The 26,071-nt window shown below is 61.3% G+C and carries 26 protein-coding genes; 14 read left to right on the plus strand and 12 right to left on the minus strand.

Annotation, left to right across the window (positions count from 1 at the left end; all coding sequences use genetic code 11):
• Positions 1-84: 84 nt before the first annotated feature.
• Both AB8A27_RS26590 and AB8A27_RS26595 read right to left on the minus strand, forming a co-directional pair.
• The gene (locus AB8A27_RS26590; RefSeq protein WP_441244457.1) at positions 85-1,752 is read right to left on the minus strand and encodes a calcium-binding protein; all 1,668 of its coding nucleotides are present in this window, start codon (positions 1,750-1,752) and stop codon (positions 85-87) included.
• Positions 1,753-2,463: 711 nt separating this feature from the next.
• Positions 2,464-3,144, minus strand: a complete 681-nt coding sequence (locus AB8A27_RS26595) for a TetR/AcrR family transcriptional regulator (protein ID WP_441244458.1) — start codon at positions 3,142-3,144, stop codon at positions 2,464-2,466.
• 149 nt (positions 3,145-3,293) lie between these two features.
• On the opposite strand from AB8A27_RS26595, the gene AB8A27_RS26600 reads away from it, so the two are divergent.
• From AB8A27_RS26600 to AB8A27_RS26640, 9 genes are all read left to right on the plus strand, one after another.
• Positions 3,294-4,157: an FAD binding domain-containing protein gene (locus AB8A27_RS26600; protein WP_441244459.1), complete on the plus strand. Its 864-nt coding sequence runs from the start codon at positions 3,294-3,296 to the stop codon at positions 4,155-4,157.
• Complete coding sequence (locus tag AB8A27_RS26605) at positions 4,154-4,666, plus strand: (2Fe-2S)-binding protein (protein ID WP_441244460.1); 513 nt, start codon at positions 4,154-4,156, stop codon at positions 4,664-4,666. The genes AB8A27_RS26600 and AB8A27_RS26605 overlap by 4 nt, the downstream gene beginning before the upstream one ends.
• Positions 4,663-7,035 (plus strand): xanthine dehydrogenase family protein molybdopterin-binding subunit, encoded by a 2,373-nt coding sequence (locus AB8A27_RS26610; RefSeq protein WP_441244461.1) that lies wholly within the window; start codon positions 4,663-4,665, stop codon positions 7,033-7,035. The genes AB8A27_RS26605 and AB8A27_RS26610 overlap by 4 nt, the downstream gene beginning before the upstream one ends.
• 30 nt (positions 7,036-7,065) lie before the next feature.
• A complete protein-coding gene (locus tag AB8A27_RS26615) occupies positions 7,066-8,313 on the plus strand; it encodes an ABC transporter substrate-binding protein (RefSeq protein WP_441244462.1) in 1,248 nt (415 codons plus the stop codon).
• An 18-nt stretch (positions 8,314-8,331) separates the two neighbouring features.
• Positions 8,332-9,198, plus strand: a complete 867-nt coding sequence (locus tag AB8A27_RS26620) for a branched-chain amino acid ABC transporter permease (protein WP_441244463.1) — start codon at positions 8,332-8,334, stop codon at positions 9,196-9,198.
• 80 nt (positions 9,199-9,278) lie between these two features.
• Positions 9,279-10,202 (plus strand): branched-chain amino acid ABC transporter permease, encoded by a 924-nt coding sequence (locus AB8A27_RS26625; RefSeq protein ID WP_441245040.1) that lies wholly within the window; start codon positions 9,279-9,281, stop codon positions 10,200-10,202.
• Complete coding sequence (locus tag AB8A27_RS26630; RefSeq protein WP_441244464.1) at positions 10,199-10,954, plus strand: ABC transporter ATP-binding protein; 756 nt, start codon at positions 10,199-10,201, stop codon at positions 10,952-10,954. Before AB8A27_RS26625 ends, AB8A27_RS26630 begins: the two co-directional genes overlap by 4 nt.
• The gene (locus AB8A27_RS26635; RefSeq protein ID WP_441245041.1) at positions 10,947-11,651 is read left to right on the plus strand and encodes an ABC transporter ATP-binding protein; all 705 of its coding nucleotides are present in this window, start codon (positions 10,947-10,949) and stop codon (positions 11,649-11,651) included. Before AB8A27_RS26630 ends, AB8A27_RS26635 begins: the two co-directional genes overlap by 8 nt.
• Positions 11,652-11,678: 27 nt before the next feature.
• Entirely contained in the window at positions 11,679-12,125 is a 447-nt protein-coding gene (locus tag AB8A27_RS26640; protein WP_441244465.1) for a CoxG family protein, read from the plus strand.
• Positions 12,126-12,137: 12 nt separating this feature from the next.
• On the opposite strand, the gene AB8A27_RS26645 is transcribed toward AB8A27_RS26640, so the two are convergent.
• The gene (locus tag AB8A27_RS26645; RefSeq protein ID WP_441244466.1) at positions 12,138-13,025 is read right to left on the minus strand and encodes a LysR family transcriptional regulator; all 888 of its coding nucleotides are present in this window, start codon (positions 13,023-13,025) and stop codon (positions 12,138-12,140) included.
• Positions 13,026-13,123: 98 nt separating this feature from the next.
• Between AB8A27_RS26645 and AB8A27_RS26650 the strand changes: the two genes are divergently transcribed.
• Complete coding sequence (locus AB8A27_RS26650) at positions 13,124-14,617, plus strand: CoA-acylating methylmalonate-semialdehyde dehydrogenase (RefSeq protein WP_441244467.1); 1,494 nt, start codon at positions 13,124-13,126, stop codon at positions 14,615-14,617.
• A gap of 63 nt (positions 14,618-14,680) precedes the next feature.
• Here the strand turns inward: AB8A27_RS26650 and AB8A27_RS26655 are convergent, their stop codons facing one another.
• The 4 genes from AB8A27_RS26655 to AB8A27_RS26670 form a co-directional block, all read right to left on the minus strand.
• Positions 14,681-15,985, minus strand: a complete 1,305-nt coding sequence (locus AB8A27_RS26655) for a PQQ-dependent sugar dehydrogenase (RefSeq protein ID WP_441244468.1) — start codon at positions 15,983-15,985, stop codon at positions 14,681-14,683.
• Positions 15,986-16,121: 136 nt separating this feature from the next.
• Positions 16,122-16,487 carry a response regulator transcription factor gene (locus AB8A27_RS26660; RefSeq protein WP_441244469.1) on the minus strand — a complete coding sequence of 122 codons (366 nt, stop codon included), beginning with the start codon at positions 16,485-16,487 and terminating at the stop codon, positions 16,122-16,124.
• 99 nt (positions 16,488-16,586) lie between these two features.
• Entirely contained in the window at positions 16,587-17,228 is a 642-nt protein-coding gene (locus AB8A27_RS26665; protein WP_441244470.1) for a response regulator transcription factor, read from the minus strand.
• Positions 17,221-18,510, minus strand: a complete 1,290-nt coding sequence (locus tag AB8A27_RS26670; RefSeq protein ID WP_441244471.1) for a sensor histidine kinase — start codon at positions 18,508-18,510, stop codon at positions 17,221-17,223. Before AB8A27_RS26670 ends, AB8A27_RS26665 begins: the two co-directional genes overlap by 8 nt.
• A 24-nt stretch (positions 18,511-18,534) precedes the next feature.
• On the opposite strand from AB8A27_RS26670, the gene AB8A27_RS26675 reads away from it, so the two are divergent.
• From AB8A27_RS26675 to AB8A27_RS26690, 4 genes are all read left to right on the plus strand, one after another.
• Complete coding sequence (locus AB8A27_RS26675; protein ID WP_441244472.1) at positions 18,535-18,738, plus strand: hypothetical protein; 204 nt, start codon at positions 18,535-18,537, stop codon at positions 18,736-18,738.
• Between the two features lie 254 nt (positions 18,739-18,992).
• Positions 18,993-19,547 (plus strand): helix-turn-helix domain-containing protein, encoded by a 555-nt coding sequence (locus AB8A27_RS26680; protein ID WP_441244473.1) that lies wholly within the window; start codon positions 18,993-18,995, stop codon positions 19,545-19,547.
• Between the two features lie 134 nt (positions 19,548-19,681).
• Positions 19,682-19,993, plus strand: a complete 312-nt coding sequence (locus tag AB8A27_RS26685) for a hypothetical protein (protein ID WP_441244474.1) — start codon at positions 19,682-19,684, stop codon at positions 19,991-19,993.
• 189 nt (positions 19,994-20,182) lie between these two features.
• On the plus strand, positions 20,183-21,202 hold the full coding sequence (locus AB8A27_RS26690) for a carbon-nitrogen hydrolase family protein (RefSeq protein WP_441244475.1): 1,020 nt from the start codon (positions 20,183-20,185) through the stop codon (positions 21,200-21,202).
• Here the strand turns inward: AB8A27_RS26690 and AB8A27_RS26695 are convergent.
• The 5 genes from AB8A27_RS26695 to AB8A27_RS26715 are packed head-to-tail and all read right to left on the minus strand — an operon-like array spanning position 21,199 to position 26,017.
• On the minus strand, positions 21,199-22,146 hold the full coding sequence (locus AB8A27_RS26695) for an acetamidase/formamidase family protein (RefSeq protein ID WP_441244476.1): 948 nt from the start codon (positions 22,144-22,146) through the stop codon (positions 21,199-21,201). The two genes, AB8A27_RS26690 and AB8A27_RS26695, sit on opposite strands and share 4 nt — an antisense overlap.
• A 14-nt stretch (positions 22,147-22,160) precedes the next feature.
• On the minus strand, positions 22,161-22,937 hold the full coding sequence (locus AB8A27_RS26700) for an ABC transporter permease (protein WP_441244477.1): 777 nt from the start codon (positions 22,935-22,937) through the stop codon (positions 22,161-22,163).
• Positions 22,934-23,776, minus strand: coding sequence for an ABC transporter ATP-binding protein (locus AB8A27_RS26705; protein ID WP_441244478.1), 843 nt, complete (start codon positions 23,774-23,776; stop codon positions 22,934-22,936). Before AB8A27_RS26705 ends, AB8A27_RS26700 begins: the two co-directional genes overlap by 4 nt.
• 4 nt (positions 23,777-23,780) lie before the next feature.
• Positions 23,781-25,208 (minus strand): dihydroorotase, encoded by a 1,428-nt coding sequence (locus AB8A27_RS26710; RefSeq protein ID WP_441244479.1) that lies wholly within the window; start codon positions 25,206-25,208, stop codon positions 23,781-23,783.
• A 14-nt stretch (positions 25,209-25,222) separates the two neighbouring features.
• On the minus strand, positions 25,223-26,017 hold the full coding sequence (locus AB8A27_RS26715; protein WP_441244480.1) for an SDR family NAD(P)-dependent oxidoreductase: 795 nt from the start codon (positions 26,015-26,017) through the stop codon (positions 25,223-25,225).
• Between the last annotated feature and the right edge of the window lie 54 nt (positions 26,018-26,071).

Consider the following 26,071-nt stretch of genomic DNA (forward strand, 5'->3'; position numbering starts at 1 on the left):
GCCATGAAGGCCCCCCCAAGTCGCTTTCATATGCGCGGATCACCGCGCATATGTCGTTTTTGTCGCAGACTCAGTTCTGCGGGCTTACCAGTGCCACGAATGGTGATCCACGTGATGGTTGTTGTGGAGGCTAGCGAGATCCAGATGCGGCGCCAGAGTTGCGTCGGTGACGTCGCTCGAAGCCGTATCGGTTGCAGCCGTCGCTGCTGCGGTTGCAGCGGGCGGAGCGGATGCCTGGTTATGATGACCACCCCAGGAAAATTTGTTCCCATCCGTGAGATGAGAGAAATCCAGCCTGTGATGGTGGTTGTGCCCGGAGTTGCCGACGTCGGTGGCCGGAGCCGTCGTCGTCGGCTCGGTGGTGGCCGCCGCAGTCGAGGTGTCGACCGACGCTGTGTCGACAACGCTGCTGGAAGCGGTATCCGTTGCAGCGCTCACGGACGCGGTTGCCGCGGATCCGTGGTGATGGTGTCCACCTCCGGATGACGTGCTTCCATCGGTCAGCTGGGAGAAGTCCAGCTTGTGATGGTGGTTATGTCCGGAGTGGCCAGCGTTGGTGGTCGGCGCCGTCGTTGGCTCCGTGGTCGTGGGCGCAGTCGAGGTGTCGACCGACGAGGTCGAGTCCGTCGTTGTTGACGTATCGACCAACGCTTTGTCGGTAACGCTGCTGGAAGCGGTATCCGTTGCAGTGCTCACCGACGCGTTTGCCGTGGATCCGTGGTGATGGTGTCCACCTCCGGAACCGGACGATGTGCTTCCATCTGTCGACTGGGAGGAGTCAGCCTTGTGATGGTGGTTGTGCCCGGAGCTGCTGGTATCGGTGGTCGGCGCCGTCGTTGTCGGCTGGGAGGTCGTCGGCGTCGTCGAAGAATCGTTCGAAGACGTCGTGTCTGTCGAAGTGCCGCTATTTGACGTATCGACCGGCGTCGCCGGGCTGCTGCTCGACGTATCAACCGGAGTCGTGTTTCCAGTCGAGGTCGAACCCGTCGTCGTGGTGCTCGTATTGTGCTGCAGGAATACGTTCTGGAGCTCTTGCGAGTTTTCGAGCGCCACGTCTCCGTTCTGCGATCCCCAGGCATAGGCGTAGTCGAAAGCCGGATTGGGAACGACAGATGCCCAATGGTCGAGCATCTGCTGTTCCTGCGCGGCAGTCGGCATCACATATTGACCACCCTGATCGGTGACCCAGTTACCGCCGCCGAACGTCTGGAAGACCGGAACGATGTTCGCTTCCGGAATACCGGCGGCTTTGGCAGCAGCAACAGCCTTGTCGATCATGCTGTAGTCGACCGTCGAACTGCCGGATCGCACCGGATACGGATCGATTCCGAAGTAATCGATGTGGGTATTTTCCGGAGTATAGGTGTTCGCAAAGCTCGGGTTTTCCGAAGATCCCATATTCATCATGGTGATGAAGGTCTTCGCTCCCGGAACGTTGGCGTGAATCCAGTCCGACTCGGCTTTCAGATTTGCCGCAGTCACGAGCGTGTTCCACTGTCCCGTTGGATCTGGCTCGTCCTTGAGGAAGAAGCCGTAGACGTTAGGATTTCCGATGTAGGGCTTCACAGCGTCGATGAAACTTTGGGTCACGCCGTCACCCTGGTCGAGCCAGACGAGACCCTTCACGCCTGCCGGCAACGAATTCAATTCCTCCACCGATGAAACGTCGGCAAGGTTGAAGCCTGCCTTCGCTGGAGTGTATTCGCCCTGGGCGTTGATGTTATCTCCGGATGTGTAGTGTAATGTTGCCAATACCGTTCCCCTGTATTGTGTTGACGAAGCCCCCAAGAAACTTCGCAAAAGAAAGTGCAGGTACGTAACTACAGTTCTGCATTAGCTTCGATCGAAGCGCCCGTGGATTAACGTTTGTTTACGTTTGAGGCGGGAGTTTGGCGCGGCAATGGGCAAAACAGTGAGTTAATTGTGCTAAAACTTGGAGACTGGTATCAGAGCTGCGGTAGCACGGTGCGCAACGACTCATCGCGCACTAGCAACGGTATTTATCGACAGCCCCGGTAAACGAACTACACAAACGTGCTGATAAGTCTTACCGAGAGAAATGATACTTGATGATACACACTCTGGATTCCTCTACGGCAGTAGTGCTTGCGACAACGATAGCAAGCTTCTTCCCTGCTGCAGCAGTGCTCACTTCGAGTGTAGCGTTTCGAAAAGCCCGTAATACCGGCGTGGTATGATTGCACTTCTTCGGCAGAAAAGCGTGAACTAGTGCCAAGTCGCGTCTCTGCTCCGGCAGGGGTGGACTCTGTCAATGTACTTCATGTGCTCGATCAACTTGATCAATCTGCTGGCGCGGCTGTGCTGACCGTTAGTCGTGCAGGCCAATCGATAATAGCCTCGGCGAATTCGCGGTCCCGAAGTATGCCTGTCGGGATCGCAAGCTTTCGGATGAGATCAAGAAGCAGGCGTGTGCTGATCGCAAAAGGCGGCGATCGCGATGGACTACAAACGGTGTGACGAGGATTGCACAAGCTCGGGCATCAGCTGTTTTGAGCCGTCGAGAAACACACGCACCGCGTCGTTGACAATGTCGTCCAGTCGATCCGGTGTTGGCGTGTCGTAGACGAAGCGTCGGATGGCCATATAGAAGATGCGGCCGTGCAAACCCCAGAACATTTCGATTTCACGCTCCGATAGCGGCACCTCGTCGCTTGAGGGCAGCTTCAGGTCGTGACGGAGTTCGCGGCAGGCGGGTTCGATGATTTGTTCGCGGACGATTTGAAGATAGCGCTTGGTGATGTCGAATGATTTCATCCCGGAGAAGACGAAGATTCTCACCCAGTTGTATTCGAAGACCTGCTCGACATATTCCAGATAGAAGCGCGACAGTCGCGTTTGAAGAGACAGCGTTCGATCCTGGATCAGGCCGGCCCATGAAGGTGACCAGCGGCTGAGATAAATCTCTTCATAGACACGCTCGATCAGCGCTTCCTTGCTCGGGAAGTGCCGATAGATGGCTGAATGGGTGATGCCCATGCGTTTCGCCAGTTCGCGCGTCTGCCCTCCGAAGCCGTGCTCGGCGAAAAATTTCACGGCTTCGTCGACGATGAAGCGCTCGCGCTCTGCCGCGCGCATGTTGCGACGCGGGGGCTTTTTTGCGGTTTTGACGGTTTTCTTGGCCATTTTGGCTTCGCATTGCGGGATTCCTGAATAACCCAATTCAGGAAAGAGACCAAATGGTCGTTTTCTGTTGACCTCAGAACTCGGCGTGTTCTAGATTTAAGACCAAATGGTCACAAACTTTGACGTCTGCGAGACGTTCGGGGGGAAAGTTGAAGGCGAGGGCGTTCAACTATGTGAGGCCGTCCACGGTGGTGGAGGCTTTGAAAGCGTTCGAGGAAGCTGGCGACGATGCGAGTTACATCGCAGGTGGCCAGAGCCTCGTGCCGGCGCTCGCCTTGCGTTTGCAGGCGCCGCAATTGCTGATCGACATCGCGCATATCCCTGACCTTCGTGGCATCGAGCTGCACGGTGATTGGCTGCGCATCGGCGCGCTCACGCGGCATCACGAGGTGCTGGCCGATCCACTGATCCGCGAACATGCACCGCTCTACAGCGAGGCCGCGCCGCATGTGGCGCATCCGGCGATCCGCAACAAGGGTACGCTCGGCGGGAGTATTTCTCACGCCGATCCTGCGTCGGAATTTCCAGCCATGACACTGGCGCTCGGTGCCGAGCTCGAGATTGCCGGCCGCGACGGGGCACGCCGCGTGCCGGCCGACGACTTTTTCCTTGATCTGTTTCAGACGGCGATCGAGCCGGGCGAACTTCTTGTCGCCATTCATGTGCCGGTGGTTCGGCCGGGTCATCGCTGGGCCTTCCATGAACTCGCCCGCCGGCGCGGCGATTTCGCATTGGTCGGCTGCGGCATTCTTGCCGGGTTTTCTGACGACGTGATTGAGCAGATCCGTATTGCGTTCTTTTCTGTCGGCAGCACGCCGGTCCGCGTGCGGCAGGCCGAAGACAGTCTGATCGGGAAGAAGCTCGATCAGGCCGCAATTGTTGCGGCACAGGCAATCGTCGGCGACGATCTCGATCCGCCGGAGGACGAACACACGCCACCCGCCATGAAGCGCCGTCTTGCGCGCGTGCTTCTCGGGCGCTTGCTCGGCCAGATCGCGAGGCAGGCGCCATGAGCGATCTCGTCAATGTGACCATGACGGTGAATGGCGCCGAGGTGTCGCACGGCATCGCGCCGCGCACCACGCTGGCGGATTTCCTGCGGCAGACGCTGGAGCTCACGGGCACTCATACAGGTTGCGAGATGGGTGTGTGCGGCGCGTGTCTCGTCGTGCTCGACGGCCGCGTGGTGCATTCCTGCCTGACCTTCGCTGTGCAGGCGAGCGGCTCGACTATCGAGACGGTCGAAGGCCTATCGGAACGTGCGGCGATTGCCGATCTTCAAGAGGCATTTCACCGGCGCAATGCGCTGCAATGCGGATTCTGTACGCCGGGAATGCTGATGACGGCGCACAGTTTGCTGGCGCAGCCCGGCGTTCCGTCGCGCGAGGAGATTCGCGACGCGCTGTCGGGCAATTACTGTCGCTGTACGGGCTATGAGGCGATCGTCGATGCGATCGAGAAAGTCGCGCGCGATCGCGACGCAGGGCTGAATGCTCCGGCCTCAGGGGAGGTCGGCGCATGAGCGTGTTGACCCCACTCGATCGTCCGAATTCCTATATCGGCCGTTCGGTCCCGCGGCCGAATGCCAAACGTCTGCTCGCCGGTCGCGGCCGATACGTCACCGATATCACGCTGCCGCGGATGCTGTATGTCGCCTATGTGCGCAGTCCCTACGCGCATGCCCGGATCGTCTCGATCGACGCGCAGGCGGCGCGCGAGATGCCCGGCGTGCGATTGATCGCGACCGGCGCTGATCTCGCCAAACTCTGCACGCCGTGGGTTGGCACCATGGACCACTTCAAGGGCATGAAGTCGCCCCCACAGCTTCCGCTGCCGATCGACAAGGTGGTGTGGTCCGGTCAGGCGGTGGTGGCCGTTGTTGCCGACACGCGCGCGCTGGCCGAGGATGCTGCCGAGGCAGTGTATATCGAATTCGACGAACTGCCGGCGGTGGTCGATATCGACGCCGCACGCGCAGCCGATGCGCCGTTGATCGCGCCGGAGCTGGGCAGCAATGTCTGCTTTCATGGCAAGATCGACACCGGCGGTGTCGACGACATCTTCGCCGGCGCCGCCCATGTGGTGGAAGAGGAGTTTCACTTCGGCCGCCACACAGCGGTCACCATGGAGCCGCGCGCGATCATCGCTGACTACGATGCCAGCCAAGGGCAACTGACGGTGCATCACGCGACGCAGACGCCCTATCAGTTCCAGGACATCTATGCCCGCCACTACGGCCTCCCTGAATCCCGCGTCCGTGTGGTCGCGCCGGATATCGGCGGTTCGTTCGGCATGAAGCTGCACATGTATCATGAGGACATGGCGGTGGTCGGGCTCAGTATGATGCTCGGGCGTCCGGTGAAATACGTGGCCGACCGCATCGAATCCTTCGTATCGGATATCCATGCGCGCGATCATCGCGTCCGCGCCCGCATGGCGGCGAACGCCGACGGCAATATCCTGGCGATGGATGTGGAGGACGTCACCGGCATCGGGGCTTTCTCGGCCTATCCGCGCACCAGCGTTGTCGAAGGCAATCAGGTCTATCGCCTGATGGGCGCACCCTACACATTCAGGAACTATCGCGCTGATCTGCAGGTGGTGTTCCAGAACAAGGTGCAGATGAGCCAGTACCGGGCCGTCGGACACCCGGTGGCCTGCACTGTCACCGAACGTCTGGTGGACATGATCGCCGACAAGACGGCGCAGGATGTGTTCGATATCCGCAGCCGTAACATGATCCTCGACGATGCCTATCCCTGCACGTCGCCGACCGGCTACCAGTTCGAAGCGCTGTCGCATCACGCCTGTCTGGCCAAGCTGAAGGCGATGATGGACTATGATCGGCTGCGCGCCGAACAGGCGGAGCTACGGGCCAAGGGCATTCATCGCGGCATCGGCATCGCCACTTTCGTGGAGATCACCAATCCCGGTCCGGCCTTCTATGGCGTCGGTGGCGCACGGATTTCCTCGCAGGACGGGGCTATCGTGAAGATCACGCCGGCCGGCGACGTTCACTGCTCGATCTCGGTAACCGAACTCGGGCAGGGCACGGAAACCATCATTGGACAGATCGTCGCCGAACATCTCGGTGTTGATCGCGACCGCATCAAGGTCATGACAGGCGATACGGACACGACGCCGCATGGCGGTGCGACCTATGCCTGCCGCGGCGCCGGTATCGGCGGCGAGACGGCGCTGCAAGCGGCCAGGAAGCTGAAAGCCAATGTACTCGCGGTGGCGGCGGCGATTTTGCAGGACGAGCCGGACAAGCTCGACATCCATAGTGGCTGGATCGTTGATGCCGCCACGGCGCAGCAGCGCATGGAGCTCTCGGAGATCGCGCGCATCGCCTATTTCCGCTCGGACACGCTGCCGCCCGGGACACAGGCGCAGCTCACCGTCGCGCATCATTATGCGCCGCAGGGCTATCCCTTTGCCTTCACCAATGGCGTTCAGGGCTGCCATCTTGAGCTCGATGTCGAGACAGGTCTCGTCAAGATACTCAAGCTGTGGGTGGTCGAGGATTGCGGTCGTGTCATCAATCCGTTGCTGGTCGATGAGCAGATCCGCGGCGGGGTGGTGCAGGGACTTGGCGCTGCGTTCTTCGAGGAATGCGTCTATGGCGAAAGCGGCCAGCTGACCAACGGCTCGCTCGCGGATTATCTCGTCCCGATGGCGGTGGAGATGCCGGACATCGAGGTGGGGCATGTCGAAACGCCGACCATGGACACCCAGCTCGGCGCCAAGGGCGTAGGTGAGGCCGGGACGGCCGCGGCGTCGGCCGCCGCGATGAATGCAGTGAATGATGCGATGAGACCATTCGGAGGCACGGTCGCACAGGTGCCGATGACACCTGCGCGAATTCTCAAGGCGCTTGGACACATCTGAAAACACAAAACAGAGCAATCGGAGGACATCATGAAGGACATTCGAGGCAAGAACCGATCCCATCTCTCGCGGCGCCATGTGCTGGCCAGCCTTGGCGCAGGTGCAAGTTTCGTCGCCATGCCGTGGATCGCACGCGCCGCCGACGACACGATCCGCATCGGCTTTCCGACACCACTGACCGGCCCTTTCGCGGCCGAGGCCAAGGATCAGGTCAAGAGCGCCGAGCTCGCGGTCAAGCAATTCAACGATAAGGGCGGTATCAATGGCCGCAAGGTCGAGCTGCTGGTGCGTGACGACAAGCTGAATGGCGGCGAGGCGGCAACGCGCACGCTCGAACTGATCGAGAAGGACAAGGTCCATGCGATCGTCGGGTCGCTGTCCAGCGCCGTGCAGCTCGCGGTGAACGAAGTGACCCGTGCGCGCGGCGTGCTCTATGTCTCGATCAGCCAGTCCGACACCATCAACGAAGTGAAAGACTTCAGCAAATACACCTTCCACGAAGCGCTGAACCCGACCATGACCGCAGGCGCCGTGGCGCGCCATGCGTTCAAGAAGGGCACCAAGGTCGCGCATCTCGTAGCCGACTATGCCTATGGCCATGAAATGCTGCGCGGTTTCAAACGCGCACAGGCTGCGATCGGCGCCGAGACTGTCGGCGAGATCATGCATCCGTTCGGTGCGGCAGATTACTCGACTTTCATGCCGCGTCTGCGCTCGATGCGCCCGGACATCCTGTGCATCAGCAATTTCGGTCGCGATCAGGCCAATTCCATCAAGCAGGCGGTGGACTTCGGCTTGAAGCAGCAGTCGAAGATCGTCGTGCCCGTGCTGCTGCACAACCAGCGACTGGCGGTCAGCCCCGAAGTGTTCGAAGGCGTCGTCGGTGGCTCCAACTTCTATTGGGGGCTGGAGAGTCAGTTGCCGAGCGCCAAGGCGTTCAACGACGCCTATCGCGCGGCCAATGGCGGCGCCATCCCGACCGACTACGGCGCTTATGGCTACACCGGTGTTTCATCGCTGCTGCAGGCGATGCAGGCGGCCGGCGGCACTGATACCGACAAGGTGATCACCGCGCTGGAAGGCCTGAAATACGACGTCGCCAAGGGCTCGCAGTATTACCGCAAGTGCGATCACCAGTCGGTCCAGTCGGTTCTCGTACTCGAGTCCAAGAAGAAGGCCGATATGAAGGGCGACAGCGACCTGTTCAGCATCGTGGCCAATGAACCGGCCTCGGAAAACGTGCTGCGCAGCTGCACTGAACTCGGCTTCCCGGCCTAACGAAAGCATCCGTCGTCCATGGATACAGAACTCATTCTGATGCAACTCTTTTCGGGAGTTGCCCTCGGTGCGATCCTCGTGATCACCGCGCTCGGCCTGTCGATCATTTTCGGCATGCTGGGCGTGGTGAACTTCGCGCATGGCGCGCTGTTCATGGTCGGCGCCTATGCCGGGCTGTGGGTTGCCTCACTGACCGGCAGTTTCTGGTGGGGGCTTCTCGTTGCCCCCATCATGATCGGCGTCTTCGGGATGCTGATTGAATATGTTTTGATCCGTCCACTCTATGGGCGTTCGATCGACGATCCGCTGTTGCTGACCTTCGGCCTGAGTTACGTGTTGGTGGAAGGTGTACGGATCGTGTTCGGCAGTGATGGCATCCCGTTCCCGACACCGTCGCTTCTGACCGGGGTGGTCGATCTCGGTGTCGGTTTCTTTCCGATCTACCGCATTTTCGTCATCGGCATCGTCCTTCTGATCGTGGTGCTGCTGTGGCTCGGCCTGGAGAAAACCAAATTCGGTCTGATCGTCCGTGCCGGTGCGCGCGATCCGACCATGATGAAGGTACTGGGTGTCGACATCAGCAAGGTCTGGCTGCTGGTCTTCGGTCTCGGCGTCGGTCTTGCGTCGCTGGGCGGCGTGTTGTCCGGCCCGATGCGGTCAGTCAATCCGGAAATGGGTGCGTTGGTACTCGCTGAGGCCTTCGTGGTGACGGTGATCGGCGGTCTCGGTTCCCTGGTCGGCGCGATCATCGCCGGTCTTCTCGTCGGCGTCGTCATCAGCATGACCGCGCTGTTCGCGCCGGAAATGGCGACCATCGTGATGTTCGCACTGATGGCCATCGTGCTTCTGATCCGGCCGCAGGGCCTGTTCGGCAAACTCGCGTAACGGAGCGGACCATGACATCCCCGGCGCTCGCCGTTTCCCCACCCGCCAGCGTGCGCAAGCCCGCGCGTTTCAAGGCGCTCATGACCAGGTATCGCGTTCCACTGTCGATCCTGGCGCTCTGCCTGCTGCCATGGCTTCTGCCGTCCAAGGCACTGGCGGTCAATGTGCTGATCTATGGCGTTGTCGCCGTCGGTTACAATCTGCTGTTCGGCTATACCGGCCTGCTGTCGTTCGGCCACGCGGCCTTTGTCGGCACCGGTGCCTACATCACCGGCATCGCGATCGGCCAGTTCGGCGTGCCCTGGTATCTTGCCGTACTGATGGGCGTTATTGGTGGCGCACTGCTGGCCTTTGTGATGGGAGCATTGTCGACGCGGACGCGCGGCATCTATTTCTCGATGGTCACGCTCGCTCTGGCGCAACTTGTCTATTACGTCGCGCTGCAGACACCGTCCTGGACCGGTGGTGAAAACGGCCTGCGCGGCTTCACCGTCAACAAGATCAACCTGTTCGGCTTCGAGATCAATTTTCTCGATCCGGTCAACAAATACTATGTTCTGATGGTGTTCGCGGCAGCGGCGCTGTGGCTGGTCTCGCGCATTCTCAACTCGCCGTTCGGCGCCGCCATCGAGGCGATCCGCGAGAACGAGCGTCGTGCCCGGACCTGCGGTTACAATGTCGAGCGTACCAAGCTCCTGTCATTCACCCTGTCGGGGACGATCTGCGCCCTCGGCGGCACCATGTCGGCGCTGCATCTCGCTTTCGTGCCGCTGGATTCGCTGCACTACCTGTCCTCCGGCATGATCGTGATGATGACGCTTTTGGGCGGGGCGAGCAGCTTCTTTGGCCCGTTCATCGGCGCGCTGGTGTTCCTGGTGATGGAAGACGTGTTCTCGCTGTGGACGTCGCACTGGCAGATCATCGTCGGATCCATCTTCGTGCTGTTCGTGCTGTTTCTGCCCAAGGGCATCTGGGGCACATTTCTCACAAAGGTCATGCGATGAACGCGCCGCTTCTCGCCGTCAACGATATCGGAGTGAAGTTCGGCGGCTTCGTCGCGCTGCAAGGCGTGACGACGGAATTCCGTCCCGGTCGCGTCACATCCATCATCGGCCCCAACGGCGCCGGCAAGAGCACATTCTTCAATGTGCTGTCCGGCGTGCTGACGCCGTCCAGCGGATCGATCCGCTTCAAAGGCACCGATCTCAAGGGCACAAAACAGCATGAATTCGTGCATCGCGGCATCGCGCGCTCCTATCAGATCACCAACATCTTTCCCGATCTGAGCGTCCACGAGAATGTTCGCGTCGCGGCGCAGGCCAGCCGCTCGCGCTACAATATCTGGACCAACCGCAACAAGTTCACCGAACTCGATGCAAAAGCGGACGCCGCGTTGGAAGCCGTTGGTCTGGTCGCCAAGCGCGACGAGACCGCCAAGTTTTTGGCGCATGGTCAGCAGCGCGCGCTGGAGATCGCCATCGCGCTGATCTCCAGCCCGGAAGTGCTGCTGCTGGACGAGCCGACCGCAGGCATGGGGCCGGAAGAAACCAAGGAAATGGTCGCGCTGCTGGAGAAGCTGGCGGCGGAGCGGACCATTCTGCTGGTCGAGCACAAGATGAAGATGATCCTTGGCCTCAGCGACCGGATCCTGGTGCTGCACCATGGCCGTCTGATCGCCGATGGCTCACCGCACGATATCCAGACGGACCCGGAGGTTCGTCGCGTCTATCTGGGACAGAATGATGGCTATGCTTGAAACCAAAGACCTGCACGCCTGGTACGGCGCCAGCCATACGCTGCACGGGGTCTCGATCTCGGTGGCGCAGGGCGAAGTCGTCGCACTGGTCGGCCGCAATGGCGCCGGCAAGACCACCACGATCCGTTCGGTCATGGGCTTGATGTCGAAGACCACAGGCAGCATCACGTTCAACGGTACCGACCTCGTATCGCTGGCCGCGCATGATCGCTTTCGTCTGGGTCTGGCCTATGTTCCCGAAGAGCGCCGGATCATTCCGGGCCTGACGGTGCGCGAAAACCTGCAACTCGGTCTCGTCGCCAGCCGCGGCCAGATCAACGAGAAAGACGCCATCGAGGAGATCGCGGAGAGCTTTCCGCGCCTCAAGGAACGCCTCGATCAGGAAGGCGTCACCATGTCCGGCGGCGAACAGCAGATGCTGGCGATCGCCCGCGCGACCATCGCCAAGCCCAAGATGATCCTGCTCGACGAGCCGTCGGAGGGCATCATGCCGGTGCTGGTCGAGGAGATGGGCGTGCTGTTCCGCAAGCTGCGTGATCAGGGCGTTACGCTGCTCCTGGTCGAACAGAATGTGGAATGGGCGCTGCGTCTCGCCGATCGCGCGATCATCATGGATCAGGGCGAGGTGGTCTATGAGAGCAGTTCGGCAGCGCTGCTGGCCGACAAGGAAATTCAGGAGCGCTATTGCGCGGTCTGACGCGCATATTTGCGAACAGGTGATCCCATGCAAATGAAAGACAGCCAAAGCGTTCCCGCGTCACAACAGAAGGTCTGGGCGGCGCTCAACGATCCTGAAATCCTGAAACAGTGCATTCCCGGTTGCCAGGAACTCGACATGACATCGCCGACGGAGATGACGGCGAAGGTCGTGATCAAGGTCGGCCCGGTGAAGGCGACGTTCGGCGGCAAGGTGACGCTGAGCGATCTCGATCCGCCGATCGGCTACAGGATCACCGGCGAAGGCTCGGGTGGCGTTGCCGGCTTCGCCAAAGGCGGTGCGGCGATCAGGCTCGAGGCGGTGAGCGACAACGAAACGATCCTGCATTACGAGGTCGATTCCCAGATCGGCGGCAAACTGGCGCAGCTCGGCGGACGCCTGATCGACTCCACGGCCAAGAAGCTGGCTGGCGAGTTCTTCACCAAATTCGGCGCGGTCGTTTCCGCAAGCTGAAGTCGCTGTGGTCTACTGCACGACGAACTGGTTGCGCGCCTCGCGTACCTTGGCGACGATATGGCGGCGCACTTCGCGGACCCGGCTGGTGTCGTGCGTATCGGGATGGGAAACGAGCCAGTAGCTGCGTGTAAAGCGACTGGCCGGCAGAATGCGCTTTAGCTCCGGATAAAGCTGCGCTGCGTAGTCGTGCAGGATGCCGACTCCGTGGCCTGCACGAACGGCTTCAAGCTGGCCGACCACGCTGCCGCATTCGAAGCGCCGTGTCATCAGCTCACTGAAAGTCGACGCATAGTCCAGCGCGCGGCTGTAGATGATGTCATAGATGTAAGTGATCAGCAGGTGATCGGCGAGGTCCCCGGGTTCGCGGATCGGCGTCGATCGGGCCAGATAGTCCTCCGACGCGTAGACGCTCAGCGTGTAGTCGGTGAGCTTGGTGCAGATCAGCTTGCCCTCATCGGGCCGTTCCAGTGTCACCACAATATCGGCTTCGCGCTTGGCGAGGGAGAAAGTGCGCGGCAGCGCCACGAGCTGGACGATCAGATCCGGATTGGCTGCGGCAAAGCCGCCGAGCCGATCTGCCAGAAAATAGTTTCCGAGCCCGTCCGGCGCGCCGATCCGCACCGTGCCTGCCACCTTGTCCGCGGCCGATGTGAGCTGCGATCCGACCTTGAGCAGTTCGGATTCTGCGCGCTCTGCCGCCGCGAGCAACGCAACCCCTGATGGCGTCAGCGATGAGCCCGTCGTCTGGCGGTTCAGCAACTTTGTCTTCAGGTCTTTTTCGAGGGCGGTGAGCTGGCGCGCCACTGTCGCATGGTTGAGCTTCAGTCGCTTGGCGGCGCCCAGAATCTGGCCTGTGCGGGCGACTTCCAGGAAAATCCGAACTTTGTCCCAATCCATCGCTGGACTTTATTTGCTGCACATCGAAGCCGCAATACTGCGCGTTGTCCGGGGCAGGGAAGCGGCGCAAGACGGCCGGAGCATCAAAGGAGAGTTCGATGGCTTCGGAAATCAAGCACTATATCGGCGGACAACAGGTGGCAGGTCGCAGCGGACGGACGTCGCCGGTTTTCAACCCGGCCACCGGCGAGCAGACCGCTCAGGTAAGCCTGGCCAGCACGTCCGAAGTAGGTGCCGCCGTTGCAGCCGCACAGGCGGTTGCAGAGAGCTGGGCCGATACGCCGTCGCTGCGCCGCGCCCGCATTCTCAATAAGTTCCTGCGCATTTGTGAAGATCGCATCGACGAGCTGGCCGCGGTCATCACCTCCGAACACGGCAAGACGCTGTCGGACGCCAAGGGCGAAATCCAGCGCGGCCTCGAAGTCGTCGAATTCGCCGTCGGTGCTCCGCAATTGCTGAAGGGCGAAGTCAGCGAGAATGTCGGCACACGCGTCGACAGTTATGGCGTGCGTCAGGCGCTCGGTGTCGTGGCAGGTATCACGCCGTTCAATTTCCCGGTCATGGTGCCGATGTGGATGTTCCCGGTGGCGCTGGCTTGCGGCAATACGTTTGTGCTCAAGCCCTCCGAGCGTGATCCCTCGGCGTCGCTTCTGATTGCCGAATGGCTGGCCGAAGCCGGTCTGCCTGCCGGCGTGTTCAACGTCGTGCATGGCGACAAGGAAGCCGTCGATGCGCTGCTGCACCATCCCGATGTTGCAGCGATCAGCTTCGTCGGATCGACGCCAATCGCGCGTTATATCTATTCGACTGCGACCAGTACCGGAAAGCGTTGCCAGGCACTTGGTGGCGCCAAGAACCACATGGTGGTGATGCCGGATGCCGATATCGATCAGGCGGTCGATGCGCTGATGGGCGCCGCCTATGGCTCGGCCGGCGAGCGCTGCATGGCGATTTCGGTCGCGGTTCCGGTCGGCGAGAAGACGGCGGATGCCTTGATCTCCAAGCTGGAGCCGAAGATCCGTGCGCTCAAGGTCGGGTCTGGCTTCAATGTTGAATCCGAAATGGGTCCGCTGGTCACCCAGCAGCATCTGGACAAGGTGCGTGGCTATGTGGATTCCGGCGTCGAACAGGGCGCCAAACTGATCGTCGACGGGCGGGACTTCCGGTCCAACGAAGGCGGCTATTTCATCGGCGGATCGCTGTTCGATCACGTGACGCCGGACATGAAGATCTACAAGGAAGAGATCTTCGGACCGGTGCTCGCCGTGGTGCGTACGCCTGACTATGCGACGGCAGCGCGTATGATCAACGACAACGAATACGGCAACGGCACTGCGATCTTCACGCAGAACGGCGACGTCGCGCGTGAATTCGCTCATCGCATCCGTGTCGGCATGGTCGGCATCAATGTGCCGATCCCGGTGCCCGTGGCCTTCCACTCCTTCGGTGGCTGGAAGGCGTCGCTGTTCGGCGATCACTCGATGCACGGGCCGGAAGGCGTTCGCTTCTATACCCGCCTCAAGACCGTCACCAGCCGTTGGCCGACCAGCATCGCGCAGGGGCCGGAATTCGTGATGCCAACAATGAAGTAGGCCGGAGCGTGGGGCACGCGATGAACACGTGCCCCACGAACGTGCCGGATTATTCCGCGGAGTTTAGGCCGCGCCCGTCACACGCCAGATGACGTCGCCCACATCGTCGGCCACCAGCAACGCACCGTCCGGGGTGAGCGTGACGCCCACAGGGCGCCCATAGGACACTTTCTCGTCGGGCGCGAGGAAGCCTGACAGGATATCCCGCGGCGGTCCGGACGGCTTGCCGTTCACGAACGGGATGAAGACTACCTTGTAGCCGCTGAGCGTGCTGCGATTCCACGACCCGTGCTGACCGATAACCATGCCGTCAGGGAATCCCGGCAGTGTGCCGGCGGGCAGCCAGCACAGTCCGAGCGAGGCGGTGTGACCGCCAAGCGCGTAATCGGGTGTGATCGCGGTGGCGACCAACGCCGGATCCTGTGGCACGCGGTCGTCGACCGTCTTGCCCCAGTAGCAATAGGGCCAGCCATAGAAGCCGCCGTCGCGCACCGAGGTCAGATAGTCCGGCGGCGTCTCGTCGCCGAGACCGTCGCGTTCATTGACCACCGTCCAGAGCGAACCGGTCGTGGGCTCCCAGGCGAGCCCGACGGGGTTGCGGAGGCCGGCGCCGAAGATGCGGCTTTTGCCGGTCGCGACGTCGAGTTCATAGACGGCGGCCCGGCCTTCTTCCGACTCCATGCCCATCTCCGCGATATTGCTCAGCGAGCCGACGCCGATATAGAGCTTGCTGCCATCCGGGCTCGGCAGGATGCTGCGCGTCCAGTGGCCGCCGGATTTGAAATTGGTGAGTTTCTTGCCCGGCGCGGTGATGCTGTCTGCGCCGGCCACATAGGGGAAGGCCACCACGCCATCGACATTGCCGACATAGAACGTGTCGTTCAGCAGTGTCATGCCGAACGGCTGGTTCAGCCCCTCCATGAAGGTCTGGCTGATCTCGGCGACGCCGTCGCCGTCGCGGTCGCGCAGTAGCGTGATGCGGTTCGCACTGATGCCGAGTGCTGCGGCCCGCCGCATTGTCGCTTGCATCGCATAGCCGAACATGTTGCGCACGGGGCCTGCGACCTGCGTGGCCTCGGCAATGAGGACGTCGCCATTGGGCAGAACATTGATCCAGCGTGGATGTTTCAGGCCGGTTGCGAATGCATTGACTTTGAGGCCCGGTGCGACGACAGGCTTCTGTCCTGTGGCCCAGCCTTGGGCCGTGGGCATCTTCAATGTGGGGATGGCGCCTTGCGGCTTCGCTTCCGGGACCACGGGCGCACTGCCCCAGGCCGGTGCATGTGTGGCGCCCTGCAGACGGCGCCATTGCAGCGCAGCACCACCGATCACTGCGACGACGCGCGCAAATATTCCGGAAAAGCTCATGTCATTCCCCCATGTAAGTGCGCGCACACTATCTGACACCCGTGCACGTTAAAACCTTCGCGTGACGGCGTGCCGGACATGTGAGCCCATCGCTATTGGGGGATCGGCGCAAAGAGCATTCGGAAGTGCAGTGCGACTATGGCGTCGCGATAGCCCGGTTGATGCAGTCCGCCAGTTCGTCAACTTCAAACGGCTTGTTCAGAACACAAGGCGTGTCGCCCAGCCGCTGACGCACTTTCTGCTCGGAATTGGCGGTGATGAAAATGACCGGCGTCTCGTTCTTGTCCGAGCGCATTTTTTCATAGAGGTCGATGCCGGTGAGGCCCGGCATTTCAACGTCGGTCACCACGCATGACGTATCGAGAGCCGAAGGCGAAGTCAGAAACGCTTCGGCGGATTCGAAGCTGAGAACAGCGAAGCCCAGCGATCGCAGCAGGCTTTCAAGCGCGCGGCGAACCGACGAGGAATCGTCGATGATGGCAATGGCATGGTCAGAGTTCAACGCAATCTCCACGCGGCAGCTTTGACAGCGACCCCAGTGTTGAGCCGTTTCGCCCAGAATATTGTCAAATAACGCCGTGCGGCGAAATCATACTGAGGTTTATCGGGAGGTACCCGGGGCTGGTTTCATGCCGATGGCCTCGGCCATGCGCACCAGAGAAGCGAAGGATTTGGCATCCATCTTTTTCATCATCTTGCCGCGATGAATCTTAACCGTAATTTCGCTGAGGTTCAGCTTCGCGGCGATCTGCTTGTTCAGCAGCCCTGCAGTTGCCAGCTCCATGACTTCGCGTTCGCGTGCGCTCAACGTGCCGAAACGTTCCTTGATATCGGCTACTCCATCGCGTTGCTGCCTCGCCTTGCGGTCGCGCTCCACAGCGCCAGCGACGGCATCGAGCATTTCCTGATCGCGAAACGGCTTGGCCAGAAAATCGACGGCGCCGGCCTTCATGGCGCGGACCGTCATCGGCACATCGGCATGGCCGGTCATGAAGACAATGGGCGTATTGCCGCCGAGATCCGCAAGACGCTTCTGAAAATCGAGGCCGCTGACGATCGGCAGCCGGATATCAAGGACGAGGCAGCTGGCCCTGGTGAGAATGTCGCTCTCGAGAAGCTCGACCGCTGAGGAGGCGAAGCTGACTTCATATCCGACCGAGCGCAGCAGACTGCCAACCGCAGTGCGGATGGCGGCTTCGTCGTCCACAATGACGACCAAAGGTGCTTCTGCGTCGTTAGGCAAGGTTACCGGATCCTGCTGCGGAGGCTGTCGGTATCACGAAATGGAAGGTGGTTCCACCACTCTCGTTTCGCTCCGCCCAGATGCGTCCATGATGCGACTCGATGATGGAGCGGGAGATCGAGAGACCAATCCCCATTCCCTCGGCCTTTGTCGTAAAAAACGGCGCGAACAGGCGCTGCATATGGTCGTCCGGTATACCCGATCCTGAATCGCGCACCGAGACGCGAATTCCCTGTGCCGCGTCGAATGCGGACCACACCTTCAGCTCTTTTGTCTCGGTCGCCTTCATGGCGTGAACGGCGTTGTTGACGAGATTCATCAGCACCTGCTGAAGCTGTACTTCGTCGCCCGCGATGGTAGGCAGATCGGGTGTCAGGTCGAGGACTGCTGCAATCTGGTGCTGTGCCAGATCGCGCTGAACCATCGCCAGTACCTGCGTGACGATGGCGTTGACGTCGACCGGGCCGCGTGCCAACTCGCCCTTTACGGCGAGTAATCTCAGCCGGTGAATGATGTCGCCCGCCCTGCGGCCTTCCTGCACGACTTCCTTGAGGCAGGCCGTGGTTTCGCCGAGATCGGGCCGCTCCCGCGACAGCCAACGCAAGGCCGCCTCTGCATTGGTTACCACGGCGGCAAGTGGCTGGTTGACCTCATGGCCGATTGATGCGGTCAGGGCACCCAATGTCGCGATACGCGAAACGCGGGTGAGTTCTGCGATGCTCTGCTGAAGTGCTTGCTCGGCTGCGATCTTGGCGGTGACGTCAAGCGAACTGATCAGGACGGAGCGAGATCGATCGGTAGGGAAGGTTGCCGTGACGATGGTGGTGCGCAACTCCCCGTTGACAGCACGGATGGTCGCTTCAGTTGTAAAAAAACTCTCTCCTGCAAGAAATGCGAGCAGAATTTCGCGAAAGGCAGCCAAAGTCTCCGGCTCAAGTGCCGCATCCCAGGACTGCTCAACGTTCTTCTGGTCGAGATCGCCGATCAATTGCTTCGCGGCGTCATTCGCGTCGATGGTCCGCACCAGAAGCAGGCAATGCTTGAGAAAGCCCTCATTGGCGATGAGGTAGTCCCGAAGTCGGGGAAGGCCCTGTTGCAGGATCGGCGCACAGGCATTGGCCGCTTCCGTGAAGTCCTGCTCCCAGACAGCGACGCTCGTGTTCTGAAAGATGTTGCGGTAGCGCTCTTCGCTCTGCCGGAGCCTTGCATCCGACATCCTGATCTGGACGCAGAGCACGGCGGCGATAGCAATGGCGAGCGCGCTGACGCCGCCGCGCAGCATCGCTCCCTCATCGGGGTCGTTCGCGTGGCCGATCAGATAACCGAGGATTGTCAGGCCGATGCAGCCGAGGGCGATCAGGACGATGCCCGTTACATTGGTGAAACGGAGCACCATCAGCAGCACGACGATATAAAGTGCCGCGACGGCGATCTCGAATGTGCTGAAAGCGTCGAACGCGAAAATGCCCGCGGCAAGGATGGCCGCTGCAACAGACATGGGCAGCTGTGAGGATCGTCGGTTGCGATCAGAACTGGTCATTTGAACCGTAAATTAGCAAGCAGGGCGTGCGTCCTGCAGGGAATGATTAAGTCCGTCGAGGTCGGCGGCATACCGCCCGGGATAAACCTTGGTATAGGGAGGGATTACCTTCGTTTCTTGAATCTCTATCCTCGTAGAATAGTTAGCGCGGCCGGAATCTCTCATCCTGGGATCGTCGAAGTCATCGCGATATCGATGGCATTCACCACCCAAAGGAGACCGATATGCTGCTCGATTCACAGTCCCAGAATTCTGACTCGTTTGCCGGTGTATTGTCTGACGCAAGTTCTACGACGGTCGCGCAGCTGCTGCTAGATGCGCGGCAGGCGATCGGGTCGGATGTCGGTGCGGCTCTTCGATGCATCAAGCAGGCCGCTTCACTGCTCGAAGCCCCGGTCCAGCCGTCGGTCATTCCTGCCCGGGGCGGCCTCGCGCGCTGGCAGGTGGACCGGATCAAACGTCACATTGATTCAAATCTGGATGAAGCCATCCAAGTGTCGGATCTCGCGAGTATCGCCCGCCTGAGTTGCGGTTACTTCTCAAATGCGTTCAAGATCACGTTCGGCCAGTCTCCTCATGCCTATATCGTTGCCCGCCGTCTGACGCGCGCGATGGAGCTGATGAAATCCAGCAGCAAGGCGCTCAGCGAGATTGCCATCGATTGCGGCTTCTCCGATCAGGCTCATATGTGCCGCCAATTTCGCCGCGCGACCGGAGCCAGCCCCAATGCCTGGCGCCGCGACAACATGATGATGTCCGAGCTCGCAACACGGCAGTGATACCCGGCACGGGGTATCACAGAATGTGGCCGCGACCGCTTGCATGATCGTCCCGGCCTTTGACGAATAGTTCACCCGGGCCACTCCGCCCCTGAAGTTATCTCCCTGGCTCAATCCAAGTGAAAGGATCGAAGATGTTTGCGCGCAAGACGATGATGAAATCGGCCCGACGATGGCTCGTGGTGCCCGCGTCCGTGGCCTTTGTGATGCTGGCATCCATGGGGGAAAGCCCGGCGGCATCCGACAAGGCCTATCGTTGGATCGGAGATCCCCGATTGGCCACCGATATCAGCGCAGCCCGCCGCGTGCAGCGACGTGTCAATGCTCCCGCCAGCGTGGCTGTCCCTTCCATTGCTCCGCCGGTGCGGCCGATGGATTCCTATGCGAGTGCGCCCACCAGCTATGGCTACGGCATCGGCGACAACTCCCGCAATCAGACGTGGTGAAGCGAGACGCCGAGCCAGGGCCGGTCGGTCCTTGAGGCATAGTGGTCCGTGCACCCCGGGTTGCAGAAATGCCCCGTGGTCCCGCTGCCGCGAATGGATAGGTTCCTCCTCAACATGGTTCAGCGATGTTTTCCGGCCGTTCTGCTCGGTCGGGAATGTCGCTGCACCGATGCAAGGGGATGAATGACGATGTCGTCACAGGTTAAAGTCGCTGCGGTCCATGCTGCGCCGGTATTTCTCGATAGGGCAGCCACCACGGCGAAGGCGATTTCGATCATTCGCGAGGCTGCTGCCGCAGGCGCCCAGCTGATCGCGTTTCCTGAAACCTATATCCCGGCGTTTCCGGTATGGGCGGCGCTGTGGGCGCCGATCGAGAATCATGATCTGTTTGTGACGATGGCCGAACAGTCGGTCTCGATTGCAGGTCCGGAAATGGCCGCCTTGCGCAATGAGGCGCGCGGGCTTGGCGTGACGATCTCGATGGGCATCAGCGAAAGCTCGCCGGTCAGCGTCGGCCTGATCTGGAACAGCAACGTGTTGATCGGGCCCGACGGCAATATTCTCAATCATCACCGCAAGCTGGTGCCGACTTTCTACGAGAAGCTGATCTGGGCCGCCGGTGATGGCGCGGGCCTCCGCGTCGCCGATACGCCTGTGGGACGCGTCGGCAATCTCATCTGCGGCGAGAACACCAATCCGCTGGCGCGCTATACGCTGATGGCGCAGGCCGAGCAGATCCACATTTCGAGCTGGCCGCCGATGTGGCCGACGCGCCGTCCGAGCAGCGGCGGCAACTTCAACAATGTCGCAGCCAATCGCATTCGTGCCAGCGCACATTCCTTCGAGGCCAAGGCCTTCGGCATCGTCACCGCCGGCTATATGGACAAGGCGATGCGCGACTTCCTGATCGCGCGGGATCCCGATGTGGTCGATGTGATCGATCGCACGCAGCGCGCCGCCAGCTTTTTCGTCGATCCCACCGGCGAGGTGCTCGGTGACACGCTGCAGGAGGACGAAGGCATCGCCTATGCCGAGTTCGATGTGCGTCGCTGTATTGAGCCGAAGCAGTTCCACGACGTCGTTGGCTATTACAATCGCTTCGACGTGTTCGATCTGACCATCAATCGCAAGCGCCTCGTGCCGGCAACCTTCGCCGATACGGCTGAAGACGAAGGCGCCACGCCGGAGCTGATTGAGCGCGTGATCTAGCGCTTCGACTGGTTCAGAACCGCATGCGGCATCATGACATGGATGCCCTTGTCGAGATTGACCAGCTGAGTGACGCGGACATCAGCGGCGAGACTGCAGAGCATATAGGCATCGTCGGGCGTCAGCGTCGTGCGTGCGACGATCATGCTGACCATCCGGCGGAGCGCGACACGAGCGGCTTCGTCGAGATCGGGATCGAAGGCCATCGAGATGAGGTGATCCTTAGTCTCGGCATAGGGCGCCTCCAACTGCGCATTCTTGACCAGATCGATCTTGAACGTGCCGGTGAGACCAGTCTCGACGGCGGTCACACAGACTTCGCCGTCGCCCTGCACGGCGTGACCGTCGCCGCAGGAGAACAGGCCGCCCTCGGTCCAGACGGGAAGATAGAGAACGCAGCCTGCGCCGAGCTCCTTGTTGTCGATATTGCCGCCGAAATGCGAGGGCATGGTCGTGCTGACCCGGCCGACCGCAGGTTTCGGCGCGGTGCCCATCACGCCGAAGAACGGCTGTGCCTTTAACGTGATGCCCCATGGGGTCTTCACCACGCCATTGGCCCGATCAAGGCCGATATGAACGCGGCGGAAATAGTCGAAGTCGTCGGGCAGCGTGCCCATGCCGGGTCTGAAGAGCGTATAGCCCCAGTCATCCGCGAGCTGGACGTCGAGAATCTCGACACGCAATGCATCACCCGGTCGGGCGCCGCGTACGGCGACGGGCCCAGTGAGGATATGCGGCCCGAGTTCTGGAGTGACGGCATCCAGGATGGCGACAAGTTCGGGGCGGACGGTCATGCCCGCTTCTGTCGGAAGGCTCTCGCGTGTGCCACTGACGCTTGTGATCGTGACCGTTTCGCCGGGATCGATGGTGACGATCGGCTTCAGCGCGGCGTCGAAATAGCCCCAATGAACGGTCTTCGGGCTCGGAAGCAGTGTCTGCGTCATGGAATATCCTGTGTTCAGCCGCCGGCGGCGAAACTGTCGCTGCGCACGGCCCAGCCGGTGACGCGCGCCTCGATCAGCGAGAACACAATATACAAACCGACGCCCAATGCAGCCAGAATGAACAGGCCGGCGAACACCAGCGGCACATCGAAGCTGGACGACGCGATCATCATCAGATTGCCGATGCCGCGATTGGAGGCCACGGTCTCCGAAATCACCGTGCCGACGAAAGCCAGCGTCGCGGCCACCTTCAGTGAGGCGAAGAAATACGGCATGGTGCGCGGCAGGCCGACATTCCACAGGATTTCAAGCTTGGTCGCGCGCAGCGTCTTCATGACATCCTGCAACTCGGGCTCTGTCGCCGCAAGGCCGGTGGCGACGTTCACGACGATCGGGAAGATGCACATGATCATCGCGGTGAGGATTGCCGGCACGGTGCCCGCGCCGAACCACAGCACGAAGATCGGCACCACCGCGACTTTCGGGATCGACGAGAACCCCACCAGCATCGGATAGGCGACGTCATAAGCCAGCTTTGACGAGCCGATCAGCATGCCCAGCAGAATGCCGATCGCGATGCCGAAGCCGAACCCGACCATGGTGGTGTACAGCGTCTGCAGCGCATGCGGCCAGATCGCGGGGAAACGCGTCCAGAGCGTCGCAAGTACCTGGCTCGGCCGCGGCAGTACGATGTCCGAGACATGGAACATCAGGCACAGCAATTCCCACAGCACGAAGAAGCCGATGATGCAGGCGGTGGACATGATCTGGCGGCGGACACGTTCGCTCATGACGCGATCTCCTGAACGGCGCGGGCTGCGACGATGCGCTGGCGCAGGCGCTGGGTCAGCGTGACGAAATCCGGCTCGAACGACACGTCGATGGTGCGCGGCCGCGCGAACGGCACCGTGCTGTCATCGACGATCCGACCGGGCCGCGCCTGCATCACGCAGATGCGCGAGGCCAGATAGGCCGCTTCCTTGAGATCGTGGGTGACCAGCAGCACCGTGGGACGCTTCTCGATCCACAGATTCTGCATGATCTCCCACAATTCCTCGCGGGTGAACTGGTCGAGCGCGCCGAACGGCTCGTCGAGCAGCAGCAAGGTCGGATCATGAATCAGCGCCCGGCACAGCGAGGCGCGCTGCTGCATGCCGCCGGACAGCTGCCAGGGAAATTTGTCGCCGAAACCACCGAGGCCGACCTGCGCGAGCGATGCCTCGACGCGGTCGCGATATTCGGTCTTGCGCTTGGCGCCGAATGTTTCCTTGAACGGCGGCACGATCTTCAGCGGCAGCATGACATTGTCGCGGATATTCAGCCACGGCAGCAATGTCGGGTTCTGGAACGCCATGCCGATGCGCGCCGCGCCTGCGCCGATCTCGCGGCCGGCGACGAACACGTTGCCCTCCGTCGCCGTGAGCGTGCCTGCCACAAGCTTGAGGATTGTCGACTTGCCGCAACCGCTTGGTCCAACCAGGGCTACGAATTCGCCGTTGTTGATTAGCAGGGATGTCTCAGCCAGTGCGGTCACGGCTTTTTTCGCCGTGCCGAAGGTGACACGCACCTTTTCCAGCTCGATCACATTGTCCGCGGTGCGGGGCTTTGAGTGGACGAGCGGTGCGTTCATCGGGTCAGGCTTTCTGCACGGAGGTGATCGCAGCCATGGTCGAGTCGGTGTTGACAGGCACTGCCGGCGGCATCTGCTGGATCGCATGCACCGATTGCCCGGTGCCGCGTGCATCCTCTTGCAAGATCCGGTCCTTCATCACGAAGCGGCCGCGCACGATGGTATGGATTGGCAGTGCCGAGGCCTTGCGGCCATGCCACGGTGAAATCTTCGCGCGTGACTGAATCATCGCGTCGTCGACGGTCCATTCACGCTTGAGGTCGACGATGGCGATGTCGGCATCAGACCCCACCGTCAGCGTGCCCTTGCGCGGATACAGCCCCCAGATCTTGGCGGGACTCTCGGCGCTCCAGCGCACGTAGTCATTGATGGAGGCGCGGCCCTTGTTGATCTCGGTCAGCATCAGCGGCATCTGGGTCTCGACGCCGGGAAAGCCGCAGTCGACCGTCCAGATGTCCGGTCGGGTCTTCTCGTCCGGTGCGTGCGGCGCATGGTCGGTGGCGATCATGTCCACAGTGCCGTCCATCAGCGCATCCCAGATCGGCTGCTGGTTCGGTTTTTCGCGCACCGGCGGATTGACGCGCACGACGCCGCCAAATTTCTCGTAGTCTGTCTCGTCCAGCAGCAGATATTGCGGGCAGGTCTCGCCGGTGATGTCCACGCCGCGCGCCTTGGCTTCGGCCAGCGGACGCAATTCGGCAGCCGACGAGATGTGCAGCACATGAATGCGTGCGCCGGTCCATTCAGCGAGAATCGCTGCGCGGGCCACGGCCTCGACAGCCACCACAGCCGGGCGTGCCGCGAGATGTGCGATCGGCTCGGTGCGGCCGGTGGCGCGGAGGCGTGCTTCGCGGCGCTCCATGATGGTGTTGGTCTCGGCATGCAGCGAGATCCGCTTGCCGGTGGGCGCCACCACTTCGAAGGCTTCGAGCATCGCGCCCGTCGACGGCGACGGGATGCGGCCGAAGGTGTTGCCCATATAGAGCTTGAAGCCGATCACGCCGCCATCGATCAGGGCGCCGACATGTTCGATGCTGTCTTCACCGAGCACCGCATAGAGCCCGTAATCGACGTAAGCCTTCGACGACGCGATCTTGTGCTTGCCGGCCAATGATTCAGCATTGTTGATGGTTGGCAGCGTGTTCGGCATGTCGAACACGGTCGTCACGCCGCCGAAGGCCGCCGCTGCTGTGCCGCTGGCAAAGTCTTCTTTCTGCGGATAGCCGGGATCACGGAAATGCACATGGACATCGATCGCGCCGGGCAGGATATGCAGGCCCGTGGCGTCGAGTGTCTGCGTCGCCGGCGGCATCGCCTCGGGCGCGCCGATAGCGTGGATCACGCCGTCCTTGATCGCGATGCTGGCGTTGTAACTTGCATCGGGCGATACGATGGTGCCGCCATTGATGACCAGATCGACCTTGTCGCTCATCTCACGATCTCCGCTCACAGCATCGCCCAGCCGCCATCGACCGGCAGGTCGACTCCGGTAATCTGGCGCGAGACGTCGCTGGCCAGGAACAGGCAGGCATTGGCGACATCGGCATCCACGGTGACGCGGCGCAGCGCGTAATCCATGGCGTGGCGCTCGGCGGCTTCCGCTTCGGTGATGCTAAGTTTCAGCGCCATGTCGCGGCACACCTTCTCGCGAAAGCGCGGGCCATCGACCATGCCCGGCGCAACGCAATTGACGTTGATGTTGAACTGCCCGACCTCGAGCGCGAAGCTCTTGGTGATGCCGCGCAAGCCCCATTTCGACGCCGAATAGGCCATGCGGCCGGCGCGACCGCGCATGCCGAAAGTGCCACCGACATTCACCACCTTGCCGTAGCGCTGCTCGATCATGGTGGGCAGCGCGGCATGCATGGTGTGGAAGCAGCCGTTCATGTTGAGCGTGACGATCTCGTCGAATTCCTCCGGTGTGGTCTGCACGCCGGTCTTGCCGATCGGGCCGGAGCCGCCGGCAACATTGACGAGAATGTCGATGCGTCCGCCGAATGCCGCCTTGGTTGTCTCCGCCGCGGCTTCGCACTGCTCGGACTTGGTGAGATCGCAGGGGATGACAATAACCTCGCCGCCGTTAGCCTTCACTTCGGCAGCAACCGGCTCGATCGCCGATGTGTCGCGGCCCAGCAGCGCCAGCTTGCAACCTTGTTCGGCAAAGGCGTGGGTGATGGAAGCACCCATCCCCTTGGCGGGGCCTGTGATCATGACGACGCGATTTTCGAGGGAGAGTTTCATGGGGTTGTCTTTCGGTGGTGTAGGAGAAACCGGGTGCCGCGGCGCCCGGTCCAC

Origin of the sequence: Tardiphaga sp. 768_D3_N2_1 (assembly GCF_052076105.1) — a bacterium.
Classification (GTDB): domain Bacteria; phylum Pseudomonadota; class Alphaproteobacteria; order Rhizobiales; family Xanthobacteraceae; genus Tardiphaga.